The 15750-nt window shown below is 65.1% G+C and carries 19 protein-coding genes; 7 read left to right on the top strand and 12 right to left on the bottom strand.

All coding sequences use genetic code 11. The features are described 5' to 3' along the window. Positions 1-2 precede the first annotated feature (2 nt). Positions 3-953: a type I pantothenate kinase gene (gene coaA / locus IC608_RS13395; RefSeq protein WP_191776417.1), complete on the top strand. Its 951-nt coding sequence runs from the start codon at positions 3-5 to the stop codon at positions 951-953. Positions 954-1054: 101 nt separating this feature from the next. On the opposite strand, the gene IC608_RS13390 is transcribed toward coaA, so the two are convergent. Continuing rightward, positions 1055-1405, bottom strand: coding sequence for a VOC family protein (locus tag IC608_RS13390; protein ID WP_191776414.1), 351 nt, complete (start codon positions 1403-1405; stop codon positions 1055-1057). A 161-nt stretch (positions 1406-1566) separates the two neighbouring features. On the opposite strand from IC608_RS13390, the gene dapB reads away from it, so the two are divergent. Together dapB and IC608_RS13380 are read left to right on the top strand one after the other, a co-directional pair. Further along, positions 1567-2379, top strand: coding sequence for a 4-hydroxy-tetrahydrodipicolinate reductase (dapB, locus tag IC608_RS13385; RefSeq protein ID WP_191776410.1), 813 nt, complete (start codon positions 1567-1569; stop codon positions 2377-2379). Between the two features lie 58 nt (positions 2380-2437). Beyond that, positions 2438-3052 (top strand): 2,3-bisphosphoglycerate-dependent phosphoglycerate mutase, encoded by a 615-nt coding sequence (locus tag IC608_RS13380; RefSeq protein ID WP_191776407.1) that lies wholly within the window; start codon positions 2438-2440, stop codon positions 3050-3052. Here the strand turns inward: IC608_RS13380 and IC608_RS13375 are convergent. The 3 genes from IC608_RS13375 to IC608_RS13365 form a co-directional block, all read right to left on the bottom strand. Further along, the gene (locus IC608_RS13375; protein ID WP_191776404.1) at positions 3049-4062 is read right to left on the bottom strand and encodes an AI-2E family transporter; all 1014 of its coding nucleotides are present in this window, start codon (positions 4060-4062) and stop codon (positions 3049-3051) included. The two genes, IC608_RS13380 and IC608_RS13375, sit on opposite strands and share 4 nt — an antisense overlap. A gap of 60 nt (positions 4063-4122) precedes the next feature. Further along, complete coding sequence (locus tag IC608_RS13370; protein ID WP_191776402.1) at positions 4123-4992, bottom strand: methylated-DNA--[protein]-cysteine S-methyltransferase; 870 nt, start codon at positions 4990-4992, stop codon at positions 4123-4125. 72 nt (positions 4993-5064) lie between these two features. Continuing rightward, positions 5065-5550: a DUF2244 domain-containing protein gene (locus IC608_RS13365; RefSeq protein ID WP_191776398.1), complete on the bottom strand. Its 486-nt coding sequence runs from the start codon at positions 5548-5550 to the stop codon at positions 5065-5067. A 45-nt stretch (positions 5551-5595) separates the two neighbouring features. Between IC608_RS13365 and nth the strand changes: the two genes are divergently transcribed. Then, a complete protein-coding gene (gene nth / locus IC608_RS13360; RefSeq protein WP_191776395.1) occupies positions 5596-6276 on the top strand; it encodes an endonuclease III in 681 nt (226 codons plus the stop codon). Here the strand turns inward: nth and IC608_RS13355 are convergent. Beyond that, complete coding sequence (locus IC608_RS13355) at positions 6273-6725, bottom strand: DUF2214 family protein (protein WP_191776391.1); 453 nt, start codon at positions 6723-6725, stop codon at positions 6273-6275. The two genes, nth and IC608_RS13355, sit on opposite strands and share 4 nt — an antisense overlap. Before the next feature lie 58 nt (positions 6726-6783). Here IC608_RS13355 and IC608_RS13350 point away from each other — a divergent pair, with 58 nt between their 5' ends. Both IC608_RS13350 and IC608_RS13345 read left to right on the top strand, forming a co-directional pair. Then, positions 6784-7344 (top strand): TetR/AcrR family transcriptional regulator, encoded by a 561-nt coding sequence (locus IC608_RS13350; RefSeq protein ID WP_191776388.1) that lies wholly within the window; start codon positions 6784-6786, stop codon positions 7342-7344. 72 nt (positions 7345-7416) lie between these two features. Next, the gene (locus IC608_RS13345) at positions 7417-8421 is read left to right on the top strand and encodes an adenosine kinase (RefSeq protein ID WP_191776385.1); all 1005 of its coding nucleotides are present in this window, start codon (positions 7417-7419) and stop codon (positions 8419-8421) included. Here the strand turns inward: IC608_RS13345 and IC608_RS13340 are convergent. Genes IC608_RS13340 through IC608_RS13325 form a run of 4 tightly spaced genes read right to left on the bottom strand, consistent with a single transcriptional unit; the run spans position 8418 to position 10900 of the window. Beyond that, a complete protein-coding gene (locus IC608_RS13340) occupies positions 8418-8981 on the bottom strand; it encodes an NUDIX hydrolase (RefSeq protein ID WP_191776382.1) in 564 nt (187 codons plus the stop codon). The two genes, IC608_RS13345 and IC608_RS13340, sit on opposite strands and share 4 nt — an antisense overlap. Then, positions 8974-9675, bottom strand: coding sequence for an orotidine-5'-phosphate decarboxylase (gene pyrF, locus IC608_RS13335; protein ID WP_191776379.1), 702 nt, complete (start codon positions 9673-9675; stop codon positions 8974-8976). The genes IC608_RS13340 and pyrF overlap by 8 nt, the downstream gene beginning before the upstream one ends. A gap of 40 nt (positions 9676-9715) precedes the next feature. Next, the gene (locus IC608_RS13330) at positions 9716-10348 is read right to left on the bottom strand and encodes a histidine phosphatase family protein (RefSeq protein ID WP_191776376.1); all 633 of its coding nucleotides are present in this window, start codon (positions 10346-10348) and stop codon (positions 9716-9718) included. Between the two features lie 6 nt (positions 10349-10354). Further along, complete coding sequence (locus IC608_RS13325; protein WP_191776373.1) at positions 10355-10900, bottom strand: NADPH-dependent FMN reductase; 546 nt, start codon at positions 10898-10900, stop codon at positions 10355-10357. A 103-nt stretch (positions 10901-11003) separates the two neighbouring features. Between IC608_RS13325 and IC608_RS13320 the strand changes: the two genes are divergently transcribed. After that, positions 11004-11411, top strand: a complete 408-nt coding sequence (locus tag IC608_RS13320) for a VOC family protein (RefSeq protein ID WP_191776370.1) — start codon at positions 11004-11006, stop codon at positions 11409-11411. Between the two features lie 247 nt (positions 11412-11658). Here the strand turns inward: IC608_RS13320 and dnaJ are convergent, their stop codons facing one another. The 3 genes from dnaJ to IC608_RS13305 all read right to left on the bottom strand — a co-directional run bounded on the left by dnaJ (position 11659) and on the right by IC608_RS13305 (position 15652). Beyond that, the gene (gene dnaJ, locus IC608_RS13315) at positions 11659-12801 is read right to left on the bottom strand and encodes a molecular chaperone DnaJ (protein WP_191776367.1); all 1143 of its coding nucleotides are present in this window, start codon (positions 12799-12801) and stop codon (positions 11659-11661) included. 376 nt (positions 12802-13177) lie between these two features. Further along, positions 13178-15091 (bottom strand): molecular chaperone DnaK, encoded by a 1914-nt coding sequence (dnaK, locus tag IC608_RS13310; protein WP_191776365.1) that lies wholly within the window; start codon positions 15089-15091, stop codon positions 13178-13180. Positions 15092-15319: 228 nt separating this feature from the next. After that, complete coding sequence (locus tag IC608_RS13305; protein ID WP_191776351.1) at positions 15320-15652, bottom strand: hypothetical protein; 333 nt, start codon at positions 15650-15652, stop codon at positions 15320-15322. Positions 15653-15750: the final 98 nt, after the last annotated feature.

Genomic DNA, 15750 nt, shown 5'->3' with positions numbered 1-15750 from the left:
CCATGACCGAGCGCGCCCCTGCTCCCGATCCCTATCTGCAGTTCACCAAGGCCGAATGGAGCAAGCTGCGCGACGGCCAGCCCATGACGCTGACGCAGGCCGACATCGATCGGCTCCGCTCCCTCTCCGACCCGATTTCGCTCGAGGAGGCCGAGGAGGTCTATCTGCCGCTCACCCGGCTGCTCTCCTACTATGTGGAAGCGGTGCAGGGCCTGCATCGGGTATCGACCCGCTTCCTCAATGCGCCCGATGACCGCGTGCCGTTCATTATCGGCGTGGCGGGCTCGGTGGCGGTAGGCAAGTCCACCACGGCCCGTATCATCCAGACGCTCCTGGCGCGCTGGCCGTCGAGCCCGCGCGTCGACCTCGTGACGACCGACGGGTTCCTCTATCCCAACAGCGTCCTGGCCGAACGCGGCCTGATGGAGCGGAAGGGTTTTCCCGAGAGCTATGACCGCGGCCGCTTCGTCAATTTCCTGGCCGACATCAAATCGGGCAAGCCCCAGGTTTCGGTGCCGGTTTATTCGCACCTCGTCTACGACGTCGTTCCGGGCGAGGAGGTCACCATCGACCGGCCCGACATCCTGATCGTGGAAGGGCTCAACATCCTCCAGCCGGGGGAATTGCCACGCACCGGGCGGCCCATCCTCTTTGCCTCCGACTTCATCGATTTTTCCATCTACATCGACGCCGACCCGGAAGACCTCGAAGACTGGTTCATGCAGCGCTTCTTCCGGCTGCGTGAAACCGCCTTTCGCGATCCGACCTCCTTCTTTCGCCGCTTTGCGGAGATGAGCGAAGAGGAAGCCGGCGCATTCGGGCACAAGGTGTGGGAGGAGATCAACCTCAACAACCTCCTCGAAAACGTGCTGCCCACGCGCGGCCGCGCCGACCTCATCCTCAAAAAGGGCAAGGATCACCGGGTGGAAGAGGTCAAGCTGCGGCGGGTGTGAGGGCAGGCCCGACCGGTGGTGGTGTCGGGGCGAAGATGGACCACCGGGACAGGCCCGGTGGTGACGGTTGCCGAAGCAGTGCCGTCGTCGCGAGGCAGCCCCTAGTAGGTTCCGGGCTGCGGCTGGCTGAGGATAATGAGGTTGCCGTCCGGATCGCGCAGCTTGGCGGTCTTGAAGAAGTCGCCGAAGGCCTTGGCCACCGGCTTGATGCCGTGCATTTCGAGCCGGTCCAGCTCCTCGGCGATATCGTCGACGATCAGCATGATGACGCTGGCCCCCGCGCGGTCCTCGTCGGTCATCACATGCACCCAGCCGCCACCGGGCAGTTTCCATTCGGCGACGTCGGCCATGGTGCGCGCATCGGCGGGGCGGCCGAACAGATATTCATACCAGACCAGGGAGTTGCTCAGGTCCTCGACGGCCAGGCCTGCCAGCACGTTGGTCAGCGTCATGGGCGGTCCGTTCTCCGGGCTCGTGTTGCACAAGGCATGCTGCGGGCAAACAGCGGCGCCTTCAGGGCCGATCCTAGCACAGTCCGCCGCCGCGCGGCAGCATGGTTGGCGCGGCGCCTGACCGCTGCTATAGCCGGTGCGAACCGAGGGAGAGTTTGCCTATGTCGCCTCTGCGCATCATCGTTGCCGGCGCCGGCGGGCGCATGGGCGCCGCCAATATCGCCGCCGCCGCTCGCCATGACGAGGTGGACCTGGTGGGAGCACTCGACCGGCCCGGATCTGCGGCCATCGGCAAGGACGCCGGAACGCTTGCGGGTCTCGATCCGATGGGCGTGCTGGTGGGCGACAGCATCGATGCCCTGCTCGAGGGCGCCGACGCCATCATCGATTTTACCGCGCCGGCGGCCAGCGTCGCGCTGGCGCGCGAGGCTGCGGCCAGGGGGCTCGTCCACGTCATCGGCACCACGGGATGCTCTGCCGCGGACGACGCGGCGATCGCCGAAGCGGGCCGCTCGGGCGCGCGGATCGTCAAATCGGGCAACTTCTCGCCGGGCATGGTGGCGCTGACGGTGCTGGTGGAAAAGGCGGCCGCGGCGCTCGCCGATTACGACGTCGAGATTTTGGAGATGCACCACAATCTCAAGGTCGACGCGCCCTCCGGCACGGCGCTGATGCTGGGCGAAGCGGCGGCACGGGGGCGCAACATTACCCTTGCCGACCATTCCGTGCGCGTCCGCGACGGCCATACTGGCCCGCGCGAGGCCGGCACGATCGGCTTTGCGACGCTGCGCGGCGGCAATGTCATCGGCGACCACATGGTGATCCTTGCCGGGCCCTCCGAACGCATCGAGCTCAACCACCGCGCGCAGGACCGCACCATCTACGCCAATGGCGCGCTCAAGGCGGCGCTGTGGGCCGCCGGGCAGAAGCCGGGGCTCTATTCCATGGCCGACGTGCTCGGCCTTTCCGACTGACTTTTTTACGGTTCTGCCCCCGCAGAACCGTTCGAACACGTAGACAAGGAACAAGACAATGAGCGGCACGCTGATCCTGGTGCGTCATGGCCAGAGCGAGTGGAACCTCAAGAATCTCTTTACCGGCTGGAGGAACCCGGACCTCACAGAGAAGGGCCAGGAGGAAGCCCGCGCGACCGGCAAGGCGCTCAAGGCCAAGGGCATCGTTCCGGACCTCTATTACACCTCGGCCTTGCGGCGGGCGCAGCACACGCTCGACTTGATGCTCGAGGAAATGGGGATCGTCGACGTCACCATCGTGCGCCACACGGCGCTCAACGAGCGCGACTATGGCGACCTGGCCGGCCTCAACAAGGACGACGCGCGCGAAAAGTGGGGCGAGGAACAGGTCCATATCTGGCGCCGGTCCTATGACGTTCCCCCGCCGGGCGGCGAAAGCCTCAAGGATACGGCGGCGCGAACCCTGCCCTATTACGAGCGCGAAATCCTGCCCCAGCTCAAGGCCGGCAAGACGGTTCTGGTGGCGGCCCATGGCAATTCGCTGCGCGCCCTGGTCATGGCTATCGAAGGCCTGACCCCCGATGAAATCCTGGCGCGCGAAATCGCCACTGGCGAGCCGACCGTCTACCATATCGGTCCGGACGGGAAGCTGGTGCAGCGCGTTACGCTTTAATCCTCAAGGCCCATTCGCGGTTCGATATAGAGTCTTAGGGTCAGCGTGCGGATCACGGCGTAGGCCGGCGTGGCGAGGGCCACGCCGAAAAAGCCGAACAGCGATCCCATGATGAGCATTGTGCAGAGCGACCAGGCGGGCGGCAGGTGGATCACGCGTTGCTGCATCAGCGGGGTCAGCACATAACCCTCCAGATTCTGGATCAGCAACATCCCCAGCGCACCCAGGAGGAAGGTGGTCATGTCCTGGGAGGCCAGGGTCAGGAGCACCGGGACGGCGGAGATGATTGGCCCGAGGAAGGGGATGAAGTTGAGGGCGCCTGCCAGCACGCCCAGCGTCAGTGCGTTGGGCGTTCCGAGGGCCCAAAGGAGGGTGCCCACCAGCGTGCCGATCACGCCCATCATGATGACCTGCGTCACGATCCACCCGCGCAGAGTGTGTCCGACGGCATCAAGGGCGGTGCGCAGCCGCGGCTGAAGGTGACGTGGCGCCAGGTCCAGCATGCCATCGCGATAGCCGGCCGGGTTGAGTGCGAAGAAGATGCCCAGAAACACGATGACCACGACATTGGCTATCGCTCCGACGGCACTGCCGAAGACTGTCTGCATGCCGGCGAGCAGACCGGCCGGATCGGGCATGGCGTCCGCCAGGAGCGACTGGTCGTTGTCGACCATCCCGATGCTGATGATCATCCGCCGCAGCTCGAGATAGATCTGCCGCGCCTGCTCGATCAGCATGCTGACAAGATCATCCACCGATTGCCAGAGTTGCATGCCGCCCAAGGACAATCCGGCAATCACGGTGCCGAATACGGCGAGCGTCACGAGGATGACGAGGGCGGCGTGAGGCAGCGGCAGAACGCGCGCCAATTGTCGGACGATGGCATCAAGCAAGCTCGCCACGAGGATGCCTGCGAAAATGGTCAGCAGCGAGCCCGTCAGCACCCAGGCCAAGGCCAGTGCTGCAGCCAGCAGGACGCCCGTCGTAATGGCGCGGGTTCGGTCGTGCACTTTGCCTCCGCAAACAGGTTCGCAGAGCCAATGTTCCCGCCCGCAAGGCGGTTCCGGCGGTTAGTGCGCCGCCGAGACGATGCCCGCTTCCCAGCCCAGGATGGCGCGCTTGCGCGGCACGCCCCAGTGATAGCCGGTCAGGGCTCCCGACGTGCCCACCACGCGGTGGCAGGGGACGACGAAGCTGATGGGGTTCTTGCCCACCGCGGCGCCCACGGCGCGTGAGGCGGTCGGCCGGCCGATATGGCTGGCCACCTGCGCGTAGGTTGCCGCGCGCCCGACCGGGATCTTGAGGAGGGTTTCCCATACCTTGACCTCGAAGTCCGTGCCGATCAGCACCACCCGCACCGGGCGATCGGCGGCCCAGTGCCCTGGATCGAAGATTTGCCCGACCAGCGGGGCGATGCGCTGGTCGTCGCGGCTGAAGCGCGCCCGGGGCCAGCGATTGGTTAGATCGGCAAGGGCCGCCTCGACGCTGATTTCGGCATCGGCAAAGCCCATGCCCGAAATGCCGTAGTCGGTCGCGGTGACCACAGCAGTGCCGAAGGGGGAGGGAGCGACGCCCCAGACCATGTCGATACCGGCGCCGCCGGCGCGGAAGACGCCGGGCGGCATGGCCTCATAAGTAACGAAGAGGTCATGCAGCCGCGAGGTCGAGGAGAGGCCGACCTCGTAGGTGGCTTCGAGCACGCTGGCCTGGTCACGCAGGAGGCTCTTGGCGTGATCGAGCGCCACGGCCTGCGCAAAACTTTTCGGCGACAGGCCGCACCAGCGCCGGAAGAGGTCGGTCAGCTGCCGTTCGCTGAGACCGAGCGAGCGGGCAAAGCGCCCAAGGTCGGTGGCGTCCGGCCCTGTTTCGCTGAGGTAGCGGATGGCCGCCTGGATGGTGTCATAGTCGCTGGCGGGGACAAGGTGGGACATATGGTTCATGGGGACCTCCAACGGCGCTGGAGTGTCCCTTCTAAAACGGCGACGGGGGTGGGCACGACCCGGATTTGACGCTCAGGCGACCTGGCGAGCGAGCCGCAGGGCCCGGCCAAAGGCCTTGGCAAAGCTCGACTTGTCGTCGCTGCTGAGGAATGGCCCCAGTTCGATTTCCTCGCTGCCCCGCTTGAGCAGGATGGCGGTGGTGCGCTCGTTGTCGTCGCGCTTGAGATGAAGCCGTACCTCGGTCGGCTTGAAGCGGCGCAGAACGCGGCTCTGGCGGGGGCCGGTGGTGGCGATTTCCAGTTGATCGGCCCACAGGGTGATCTGCTGCCGGATCTGGCCGCGGCGGCTCTGGCGGATGTTGAAGGCCATGAGACCGGTACCGGCAACGCCATAGGCGATCAGCCCCGGTACGATGAATTCGGGCACAGCCACGAGCAAGGGTGTCCCTACCAGGCCGGCGATCACGAGCCCGATCCAGCCGCCGACGGTCCGCAGCGACCGATCGGGCCGGAGCGTGGCGGCAAACAGGGGCGAGGTGGTTGTGGCTTGCATGGGCATGGCGATCTCTCCCACAAATATTGGCAGAGATTCGGGACCGAGAGAATGCCAACGCCGAAAAAAGTGAAAAGACTGGGCCGTCCCGCTGCCGAAGCCATTTTCGAGCGCTTCCACGAGATCGAGCCCGAGCCAAAGGGAGAACTGGCCTACGTCAACGCCTTCACGCTGCTCGTGGCGGTGGTGCTTTCGGCCCAGGCGACGGATGCGGGCGTCAACAAGGCGACGCGGCGGCTATTCGAAATCGCGCCCTCGCCGGCGGGGATGGTGGCCCTGGGGGTGGCGGGCATCGAAAAGGAGATCCGGACCATCGGGCTCTACCGCAACAAGGCAAAGAACGTCTTCGCGCTGTCCCAGCAGCTTCTCGAGCGGCATGGGGGCGAGGTTCCAGGGGAGCGTGAGGCGCTCGAGGCGCTGCCGGGCGTCGGGCGCAAGACGGCCAATGTGGTGCTTAATATCTGGTTCAAGCAGCCGACCATAGCGGTGGACACGCACCTGTTTCGCGTTGGCAACCGGACGGGACTTGCCCCCGGCAAGACGCCGCTCGAGGTGGAGACGGCGCTGCACAAGATCGTGCCGGACCGGTTCATGCTGCATGCGCACCACTGGCTGATCCTGCACGGGCGCTATATCTGCAAGGCCCGCACGCCCGAATGCTGGCGCTGTCCCATTGCTCAGTGGTGCCTTTACGAACCAAAGACGCCGCTGCCGGCAAAGCCCGGGAGCTAGCTGCCATAGCCGCGCGCCATGGCGGCGGCGAAGACGGGAATGAGGACGAAGACCGCGGCCTGAATGTGGATCAGGCGGCGGTTACTGGTCAATTCAGCGGGCGGCACCACATAATCGCGAGCCAACGCCACCGCCTTGTGCCAGCGACGAATGGCCAGTGTGGGCGGGACGGTGAGAAGCCCGACGACGATAAAAGCGGCCATCTTGCCCCAGAAGGCGTGGTTGCCGACATAATACTCCCAGCCCTTGTCGCCGAAAATCACCCGCAGCACCCCGATGATGATCACGAGGCCTGCAATACCGCCGTAGGCTGCATCGACCTTGGCCAATTGCCGGATGCGAGCACCGTCCAACCCTGGGCGCAGGAGAGCGAACTCCGCCGCGAATAGGCCCACCAGCGAGAACACGGCGAGATGGTGCGCGCTGGCGAGAAGAAACGAAATGTCCATTGTGGCGGGCTCATGGTGATGTTAACGCTGCACACATACCGCGCAGACTAAGTGAACAATGTCAACATCACCTAACGCTCCCTATCATCATGGCAATCTTCGGCAGGCTTTGCTGGAAGCGGCGCTGGTTATTCTCGAACAGCAGGGTGAAGCCGGGCTGGGGCTGAGGGATCTTGCCCGCGCGGTGGGCGTGTCGCCGGCGGCGCCCTATCGGCATTTCGACAGCCGGGCGGCGCTGCTCGAGGCCCTGGCCGTCACCGGCTTCCAGCGCTTTTCGGCGCGCATGGAAGAGGTGGCGGCAACCCACTCGGACGACGCCATGGCTGCGATGGGCAAGACCTACGTCGTTTTCGCGCTGCAGAACGCCAATCTCTTCCGGCTGATGTTTTCGCCCCAGCTCAAGAAGGAGGCGCGACCCGGCCTGCGGATGGCTGCCGATGCTGCCTTCGAGACGCTGCGCCACGTCGTGGGGGGCGATGTGCGGGAGGGGCGTATCAAGGCATTGGCGGCCTGGGCGAAGGTGCATGGGCTGGCGGTGCTGCTGCTCGACGGGCAGATCGCGATCCGTGCCGGCGAGGATACCGAGGCGCTGGTCGCGGAAATCATCGGCTCCCTCTGAACGTTGCCCTCGCCTGCCCCTTGGGCTAAACCGGCTCACGGCCTTCCCGAAATCTCCGCGGACCCGTACTTCATGACCCAGACCCGCTTCGACGTGCTCACCATCGGCAATGCGATCGTCGACATCATTGCCCCGGTGGAGCCGGGCTTTCTCGAGCGCGAGGGCATGAAGGAAGGCATCATGCACCTGATCGATACCGATCGGGCCGCCGACCTCTACGCCAAGATGCCGGAGGGACGACAGCAGATTTCGGGGGGGTCGGCCGGCAACACTGCGGCCGGAGTCGCTTCGCTCGGAGGCCGGGCGGCCTTTGTGGGCAAGGTTGCCGACGATGACCTGGGTAATGTCTTCGCCTCCGATATGGCCGCGACCGGCGTGCACTATGCCACGACGCGCCTTTCCGGCGGCGCCCTCACGGCGCGCTGCATGATCTTCGTGTCGCCCGATGGCGAGCGGACCATGAACACCTATCTCGGCGCCTGTCACGAACTGACCGAGCGGGACATCATCCCTGACGAAATCGGCGGAGCGGCCATTACCTATATGGAAGGCTTTCTCTGGGACCCGGTGGAGGCCAAGAAAGCCTTTGTGCTCGCGGCGCACTATGCGCACAAGAACGAGCGCGCCGCCGCCTTCACGCTCTCCGATCCGTTCTGCGTCGATCGCTTCCGCGGCGAGTTCCTCGATCTCATCCGCTCGAAAACCATCGATTACGTGTTTGCCAACGTCAACGAGCTGAAATCGCTGTACCAGACGGACGATCTGGGCGCGGCGGTGCGCGAGATCGCCAAGGACGCCGAAGTCGCAGCCATCACCATGGGCAGCGATGGCGCCATGGCCGTCTTCAACGGCGAAGTGATCTCTGTTCCGGCGTTCCCGGTGGAGCAGGTCGTCGACGCCACGGGGGCCGGCGATCTCTTTGCCTCGGGGTTCCTGCTGGGCCTCGCGCGGGGCCAGACCCTGGAAGCCTCCCTCAAGACCGGCTGCCTGGCCGCCTCCGAGGTCATCACCCATATCGGCGCCCGACCGCAGATCGACCTGGCGGATTTGACGCGGCAGCATGGGCTCGCCGGCTAGCCCGAAAGCCGCTCCAGACGCCGCAGGGCGCGCGGGGCGAAGGGGGCTAGGGCGTCAGTCGGCTGCCATCGCGCCGCGTGCACTTCATCCAGTTGTGGGGTCAACGGCGCAGCCGGGTCGGCAATGAAGAGATATTGCAGGTCATGATGCACATGCGGCGGCTCGCTGCGGCTGGGCTTGCCCGGCACGTCGTGGCTGTCGATCATGAAGGGTAGATCGCCCCCCTCGTGCCAGGGATGGAGTTTTAGGGTCGCGACACCTGTTTCCTCCATTGCCTCCCGGGCCGCCGAGGCGGAAAAACTCTCTGCCGGCTCGTAATGACCACCCGGCTGCAGCCAGCGTCCGATGGTGACATGGTCGATCAGCAGCGCCAGCCGCAGGTCGCGAGACAGCACGAAGGCGCTGGTGGTGACGTGACCGGGGAAGGTGCTGCGCTGGTCCAGCGCATGCCGCTGATCGATCTGCCAGCGCAGGAGCGAGAGATATTCCCCCTTGTCGGCCACTTCGGCGAGATAGCGACCGACCAGAGCGCTGAGGGTCTGAAGGAACGGCTCAGGCAAGCCGGGTCCCGCCATTGGCCATTTCGGCAAGGATCGAGCGCGCTGCCCCGGCAGGGTCGGCCGCCTCGATGATGGGTCGGGCAACCACCAGATGCGTCGCACCCGCGGCCAGCGCTTCGGCCGGCGTCATAACCCGCTTCTGGTCCCCCAGGACTGCGCCGGCGGGGCGAATGCCGGGGGTGACGATGGCCATGTCGGGCCCCACAATGGACCGCACCATCGCCGCTTCATGGGAAGAGGCCACGATGCCGCCGATGCCTGCGGCCTTGGCCTGCTCCGCCCGTAGGGCCACCAGCCCTGCCGCGTCGCGCGCATAGCCCGCTTCGCGCACGTCGTTGTCGTCCATTGAGGTCAGTACCGTCACCCCGAGGACGCAGAGGCCCGAGCCGGCAACCGCCTGCTGCGCCGCGCGCATGGTCTTGGGATAGGCGTGCACCGTCAGCATGGTCGCGCCGGTGTCGGCGATGGCAGCCGCGCCCTTGGCCACGGTGTTATCGATGTCGAGCAGCTTGAGGTCGAAGAACACCTTCTTGCCGGCCGCCATCAGCGCCTTGCCCAGGGCCAGGCCATCGGCGCCGTAAAAGCACTGGTAGCCGATCTTGTAGAAATCCACCGTGTCGCCCAGCAGCGCCACGATCTCTTCGGCGCGCGCGCGCGATGAAACGTCGAGGCCCACGATCAACTGGCCAGCCATGCTTTTTCCCCCGATGTCGTGATGTCCGCCCTGCCCTAGATCATTTGGCCGTGGCGAGCAACCCGGTCTGGTCGAACCAGTCGGCGGCGATATCTTCCATGGCTAGCCACTCCGTCTCAATCACGCCGCGCTCGAGATCGAAGACGAAGCCGTTGCCGCCGCCGGGGTGGGCATGGCGGCGCTGGTCTTCGCTGCGGGCGATGGGCCGGCCGGAAATATGGCACTTGAGCAGCGTTCCCACAGCCCCGTGACCGCAAAAGATAGCCGCCGTGCCCGCTGGAACGCTAAGCAACGCGGTCGCCACGGTCTCGACGATCCGCCGCTGTGCATCGATGGCACGTTCCCAGCCCTCGATGCTCTGGTCCGGTTCGGCGAAGAACCGGTCTGCCGTGGCTTCGAAGAGAATTGGCGGCAGAAAGCCGGTGGCGCTGCGATCGTTTTCGCCCATCAGGTGGTCCGCAAGCACGGGTGTGCCCGCAGCGGCCGCGATGGTTTCCGCCAGCTCCAGCGCCTTGGTCTCGCGGCTCGAAAAGACCAGGGCACCAGCGGGCACGGTGCCCCGTGCGACGAAAGCCGCCACGCGCCCCCGCCCTTCATCGGTGAGTCCCCAGAGAGGAACCGGGACCTCTGCGTCAATGCGCACTTGCGGGTGAGTGAGGTATAGTGCGCGCATGGTTGCCTAGCCTCGGCTGAAATGGGTCAGTTCATGCACCATCTGCTCGACCTTGCGGATGATGGCGGCTTCGGTTGGCGCTCCACTTGGATCGAGCGCCTCCTCTGCCGGCCCGATGCCCAGCAGTGTCGGCACGACGAGCGCCCCAACCTTGCTCAGGCTATCGCGCAAATGGCTCAACGACCAGATGGTGCCGTACTTGCCCGAGCTTACTCCGCCGATACCGAACACGGCATGGCGAAACGGGCTCGGCCGCTGCCGCGAAATCCAGGTGATGGTGTTGACCACCAGCGGCGGCACGCCGCCATTGTATTCTGGCGTGGCGAGAAAGACGATGTCATGGGTCCGCCAGAGCTCGGCGAGTTGCACCGCAGCCTCGGGCACCTGGTCCGGCTCGAGATCTTCATTGAAGATCGGCATCGGAAAATCGCTGAGGTCGAGATCGGTGACCTCCACCCCGGCCGCCCGCAGCTGGGCTCCCATGTGCAATTGCAGCTGGCGGTTGTAGGATCCCTGTCGGATCGAGCCGGAGAGGGTGAGCGCAGTCTTCATCGTGCCTCGCAGTGTTCAGCGTCGATGTCGAAAGTGCGCTGGCTCGTGCGTCGAGGCAAGAGCATTGCCCCTCGGCTGGCAATGACACACAAGGGAGATTTCCATGCCGACGATGATCTTCGTCAACGTTCCGGTCGCCGATCTCGCAGCCTCCATGGCCTACTACAAGGCCATCGGTTTCGAGCACAACCCGCAGTTCACCGACGATACGGCCGCCTGCATCGTCATTTCCGATACGATTTACGTGATGGTGCTGACGCACGAGAAATTCAGGCAGTTCTCGCCCCTGCCCATTCCCGACCCCAAGGCCCAGACGCAGGCCCTCTATGCCCTCTCGCGCGACAGCCGCGAGGCCGTCGACGCCATTGCCGACAGGGGTCTGGCGGCCGGTGGCAAGGAGGTGCGCCCGGCGCAGGACATGGGCTTCATGTACTCCCGGGCCGTGTCCGACATCGACGGGCACGTATGGGAATATGTCTGGATGGATATGAGCGGCATGCCCAGCGAGTAGCTCGCCCCAGTGAGTGGCGTGACCGCGCTCTTCTGGAAGGACGAGGGCCGCCCCATTCCATCGTCATACCGGGCTTGTCCCGGTGGTCCATGCCACCAGGAGGTGGATTGCCCGGTCCCCGGTGGGCAGTGGCCGCGCGCAGGCAGGGCCCTTAGGCGATGGCCTGGTGGCTCTGCCCGCCATTCGAGCGCAGCACTCATGGCCTTGAGGCGGGAAATCGCTCCACTGGAGCGACTTCTCGTCCGCCTCAAGCCTCGAACATCTTCTTGAGCTTGTCGAAGAAGCCGCCCGAATTCGGGCTGGTCTCTTCCGTTTCGAGGCGGGCGAATTCCTCGAGCAGCTCGCGCTGGCGCCTGGAGAGGGCCTGCGGCGTTTCGATGTCGAGCTGCACATAGAGGTCGCCGACGTCTTTCGAGCGCAGCACCGGCATGCCCTTGCCCTTGAGGCGCACGCGCTGGCCCGGCTGCGTACCGGCCGGCACCTTGACCTTGGCCCGCGCCTGGTCGAGCGTCGGGACTTCGAACTCGCCGCCCAGGGCCGCCGTCGTCATGGCGATGGGAACGCGCGCATAAAGATCGGCGCCGTCGCGCTGGAACAATTCGTGCGGACGCAGCGAAATGAAGATGTAGAGATCGCCCGGCGGCCCCCCGCGCAGGCCCGCTTCGCCTTCATTGGCCAAGCGGATACGGGTCCCGTCTTCGATGCCCTTGGGGATGTCCACCGAAAGCTTGCGGCTCTGCTGGCGCCGCCCTTGCCCACCGCAATCGGTGCAGGGCTGATCCATCATCACGCCGCGCCCCTGGCACACCGGGCACGTCCGTTCGATCGTGAAGAACCCCTGGGCCGCGCGCACTTTGCCGTGGCCGTTGCACTGCCGGCAGGTATGGGTGCCGGTGCCGGGCTTGGCGCCCGAGCCGTCGCAGGTTTCGCAGGTGGCGAGCGTGGGCACGTCGATCTCGACGGTGCGGCCCTCGAAACTCTCTTCGAGGCTGATCTCGAGATTATAGCGCAGGTCCGAGCCGCGCATGCGCGCCGCTCCGCCGCCGCCCCGGCGGCCCGCGCCACCCCCGCCGCCCATGAAGTCGCCAAAGATGTCCTCAAAGATATCGGACATCGAGGAGGCGAACTCCGGCCCGAACCCGGCCGGGCCCCGCCCGCCGCCATTCTCGAAGGCCGCGTGACCGAAGCGGTCATAGGCGGCGCGCTTCTGTGGGTCCTTGAGGGTGTCGTAGGCCTCGTTGATTTCCTTGAATTTGTGCTCGGCCTCGTTGTCTCCCGGGTTGCGGTCGGGGTGGAACTGCATCGCGAGCTTGCGGTAGGCGCTCTTGAGGGACGCATCATCGGCGCCCTTCTGGCAGCCGAGAACTTCGTAGAAGTCGCGTTTGGCCAAGGTAAACTCTCTTTATGGTCGCGCCGGAGGCTCGTCGCGAAAAAGGGGATTGGGCAAAAGGCCGGCTCTGCCGGCATCGTGTCCCGCATATGGGCAAGCGGCCGCGTCTTAGCAAGGGTGGTGCCGGGGATCAACCGGGGAGGGATTCACGTGAAACGGTGAGGTGGTGGTGCGTGGGCCGGTGCCCGCAGATGGACCACCCGGACGAGCCGGGTGGTGACGGTGGGGAGAGAAGCAGGGCTCGAAGGCGCCGGTGCGTTCGCGCCATCGCCCACACCCGTCATTGCCCGGCTTGTCCGGGCAATCCATCTTCCTTCACTCACAAACAAAAAAGCCCCGGTGTGTCCACCGGGGCTTCATCATTGAGGAACCAGCCTTAGGCCGATTTCTTGTCGTCGCCGTCCTTGACCTCTTCGAAGTCGGCATCGACGACGTCGTCGTCGCCATCATCGGCGGTGCCGTTGGCCTTGGCTTCGGCTTCCGCCTGCGAGGCCTTGTACATGGCTTCGCCCAGCTTCATCGAGGCTTCGGCCAGCGTTGCCGTCTTGGCCTTGATGGCTTCGGCGTCGTCACCCTCCAGCACCGACTTGAGGTCGGCGATGGCGGCTTCGATGGCGCCCTTGTCCTCGGCCGAAACCTTGTCGCCGTAATCGGCCAGCGACTTCTCGGTGGAGTGCACCAGCGACTCGCCCTGGTTCTTGGCTTCGACGGCCTCGCGCTTCTTCTTGTCGGCCTCGGCATTGGCCTCGGCGTCCTTGACCATCTTTTCGATGTCGGCGTCGGATAGACCACCGGAGGCCTGGATGCGGATCTGCTGCTCCTTGCCGGTGCCCTTATCCTTGGCCGAGACGTTGACGATGCCGTTGGCGTCGATGTCGAACGTCACTTCGATCTGCGGCACGCCGCGCGGTGCGGGCGGAATGCCGGCCAGGTCGAAATTCCCGAGGAGCTTGTTGTCCGCAGCCATTTCGCGTTCACCCTGGAACACGCGGATGGTCACGGCGCTCTGGTTGTCCTCGGCGGTCGAGAAGGTCTGGCTCTTCTTGGTCGGGATCGTGGTATTGCGATCGATCAGGCGGGTAAACACGCCACCGAGCGTTTCGATGCCGAGCGAGAGCGGGGTCACGTCGAGCAGCAGCACGTCCTTGACGTCGCCCTGCAGCACGCCGCCCTGAATGGCAGCGCCGAGTGCCACGACTTCGTCCGGGTTGACGCCCTTGTGCGGCTCCTTGCCAAACAGCTGCTTGACCGCTTCCTGCACCTTGGGCATGCGGCTCATGCCACCCACCAGCACGACTTCATCGATCTGCGAAGCGGACACGCCGGCATCCTTCATGGCCTGCTTGCACGGCTCGATGGTGCGGCTGATCAGGTCATCGACCAGGCTTTCGAGCTTGGAGCGCGAGAGCTTGAGGGTCAGGTGTTTGGGGCCCGAGGCATCGGCGGTGATGAAGGGCAGGTTGATTTCGGTCTGGGTCGAGCTCGACAGCTCGATCTTGGCCTTTTCCGCGGCTTCCTTCAGGCGCTGCAGGGCGAGCTTGTCGCCACGCAGGTCGATGCCCTGTTCCTTCTTGAACTCGTCGGCGAGGTAATCGACGAGGCGCATGTCGAAGTCTTCGCCACCGAGGAAGGTGTCGCCATTGGTCGACTTCACCTCGAACACGCCATCGCCGATCTCGAGGATCGACACGTCGAACGTGCCGCCGCCAAGGTCATAAACCGCGATGGTGCCGGAGTTCTTCTTGTCGAGGCCATAGGCCAGCGCGGCAGCGGTGGGCTCGTTAATGATGCGCAGGACTTCAAGGCCCGCGATCTTGCCCGCGTCCTTGGTCGCCTGACGCTGCGAATCGTTGAAGTAGGCCGGAACGGTGATGACGGCCTGCGTCACGGTCTCCCCGAGATAGCTCTCGGCGGTTTCCTTCATCTTCTGCAGCACCATGGCCGAAACCTGGCTGGGCGAGTACTTCTCGCCCGAAGCTTCCACCCACGCGTCGCCATTGTCCGCCTTGATGATCTTGAACGGCACAAGGTTCTTGTCCTTGGCCACGACCTGGTCGTCGAACCGGCGGCCGATCAGGCGCTTGACGGCGAACAGGGTATTTTCCGGGTTGGTGACCGCCTGGCGCTTGGCCGGCTGGCCCACAAGGCGCTCGCCATCCTTGGAGAAGGCGACCATGGAGGGCGTGGTGCGCGCGCCTTCCGCATTTTCGATGACCTTGGGATTGCTGCCGTCCATGACGGCGACGCAGCTATTGGTCGTGCCCAGGTCGATACCGATGACTTTAGCCATAACTCTAGCCTCTCTTTCAGCGAACCCGCTCTTGAAGCCCTCTCAATGAAAGCAGCCTCATGGCCTCTTTCGAGGCCGGGTCCCTCGTAGTTTGGATTTGGGGGCCCATCGCTGGGCTTCGAGCGGTATATAGGGGGGTGCCTCAAGGGCTTCAAGCGCACAAAGCGGCAGATTTGTCTGCCAGGGCGCCGGAGGCGCCGCCCGCAGGAGCAGGCGGCGCAACGCAAATCAGTCGGTAATGGTGTAACTGTCGAGCGTGCAGATATCGACGGCCGGTTCCACCAGCTCGCTGCCGTCTTCCATCACGAACTTGAAGTCGTAGACGCACTGGTCCGAGCCGTCGCCAATGGTGGCCGTGGCCTGATACCCGGCCTCGAGCGTTCCTTCGTCGCCGAGCAGGTCGTCGCCCCAGCTGTCCTCGTTGGCCGGCGTTGTGTAGAAGTAGTGCAGCGCGCGCGAAGAGTCGTTGATCACCGTGAATTCCACGGTTTCCGCCAGGGCGGGAAAACTTCCCGCCACAAGCGCCAGGGCGGCCAGGCCGCCCAGGAATGTGCGTTTCATGATTGAGTCCTCAGGCCGCCGGCAAGGCGCGGGCGGCTACAGCGAGTGATGCCATTGCCGGGGCGCGCAGGGAAGAGACTTTTCTGGCGCAGCGTTTA

The sequence above is a fragment of the Devosia oryzisoli genome (assembly GCF_014837245.1).
In the GTDB taxonomy this organism is placed as follows: domain Bacteria; phylum Pseudomonadota; class Alphaproteobacteria; order Rhizobiales; family Devosiaceae; genus Devosia; species Devosia oryzisoli.
The sequence above is the reverse complement of the archived record's forward strand: the minus strand, read 5'-3'. Positions and strand labels throughout refer to the sequence as shown.

Coding starts and splice junctions, on each gene's coding strand:
- coaA (WP_191776417.1), top strand. CDS start 3: ATGACCGAGCGCGCCCCTGCTCCCGATCCCTATCTGCAGTTCACCAAG.
- IC608_RS13390 (WP_191776414.1), bottom strand. CDS start 1,405: ATGACGCTGACCAACGTGCTGGCAGGCCTGGCCGTCGAGGACCTGAGC.
- dapB (WP_191776410.1), top strand. CDS start 1,567: ATGTCGCCTCTGCGCATCATCGTTGCCGGCGCCGGCGGGCGCATGGGC.
- IC608_RS13380 (WP_191776407.1), top strand. CDS start 2,438: ATGAGCGGCACGCTGATCCTGGTGCGTCATGGCCAGAGCGAGTGGAAC.
- IC608_RS13370 (WP_191776402.1), bottom strand. CDS start 4,992: ATGAACCATATGTCCCACCTTGTCCCCGCCAGCGACTATGACACCATC.
- IC608_RS13365 (WP_191776398.1), bottom strand. CDS start 5,550: ATGCCCATGCAAGCCACAACCACCTCGCCCCTGTTTGCCGCCACGCTC.
- nth (WP_191776395.1), top strand. CDS start 5,596: ATGCCAACGCCGAAAAAAGTGAAAAGACTGGGCCGTCCCGCTGCCGAA.
- IC608_RS13355 (WP_191776391.1), bottom strand. CDS start 6,725: ATGGACATTTCGTTTCTTCTCGCCAGCGCGCACCATCTCGCCGTGTTC.
- IC608_RS13350 (WP_191776388.1), top strand. CDS start 6,784: ATGTCAACATCACCTAACGCTCCCTATCATCATGGCAATCTTCGGCAG.
- IC608_RS13345 (WP_191776385.1), top strand. CDS start 7,417: ATGACCCAGACCCGCTTCGACGTGCTCACCATCGGCAATGCGATCGTC.
- pyrF (WP_191776379.1), bottom strand. CDS start 9,675: ATGGCTGGCCAGTTGATCGTGGGCCTCGACGTTTCATCGCGCGCGCGC.
- IC608_RS13330 (WP_191776376.1), bottom strand. CDS start 10,348: ATGCGCGCACTATACCTCACTCACCCGCAAGTGCGCATTGACGCAGAG.
- IC608_RS13325 (WP_191776373.1), bottom strand. CDS start 10,900: ATGAAGACTGCGCTCACCCTCTCCGGCTCGATCCGACAGGGATCCTAC.
- IC608_RS13320 (WP_191776370.1), top strand. CDS start 11,004: ATGCCGACGATGATCTTCGTCAACGTTCCGGTCGCCGATCTCGCAGCC.
- dnaK (WP_191776365.1), bottom strand. CDS start 15,091: ATGGCTAAAGTCATCGGTATCGACCTGGGCACGACCAATAGCTGCGTC.
- IC608_RS13305 (WP_191776351.1), bottom strand. CDS start 15,652: ATGAAACGCACATTCCTGGGCGGCCTGGCCGCCCTGGCGCTTGTGGCG.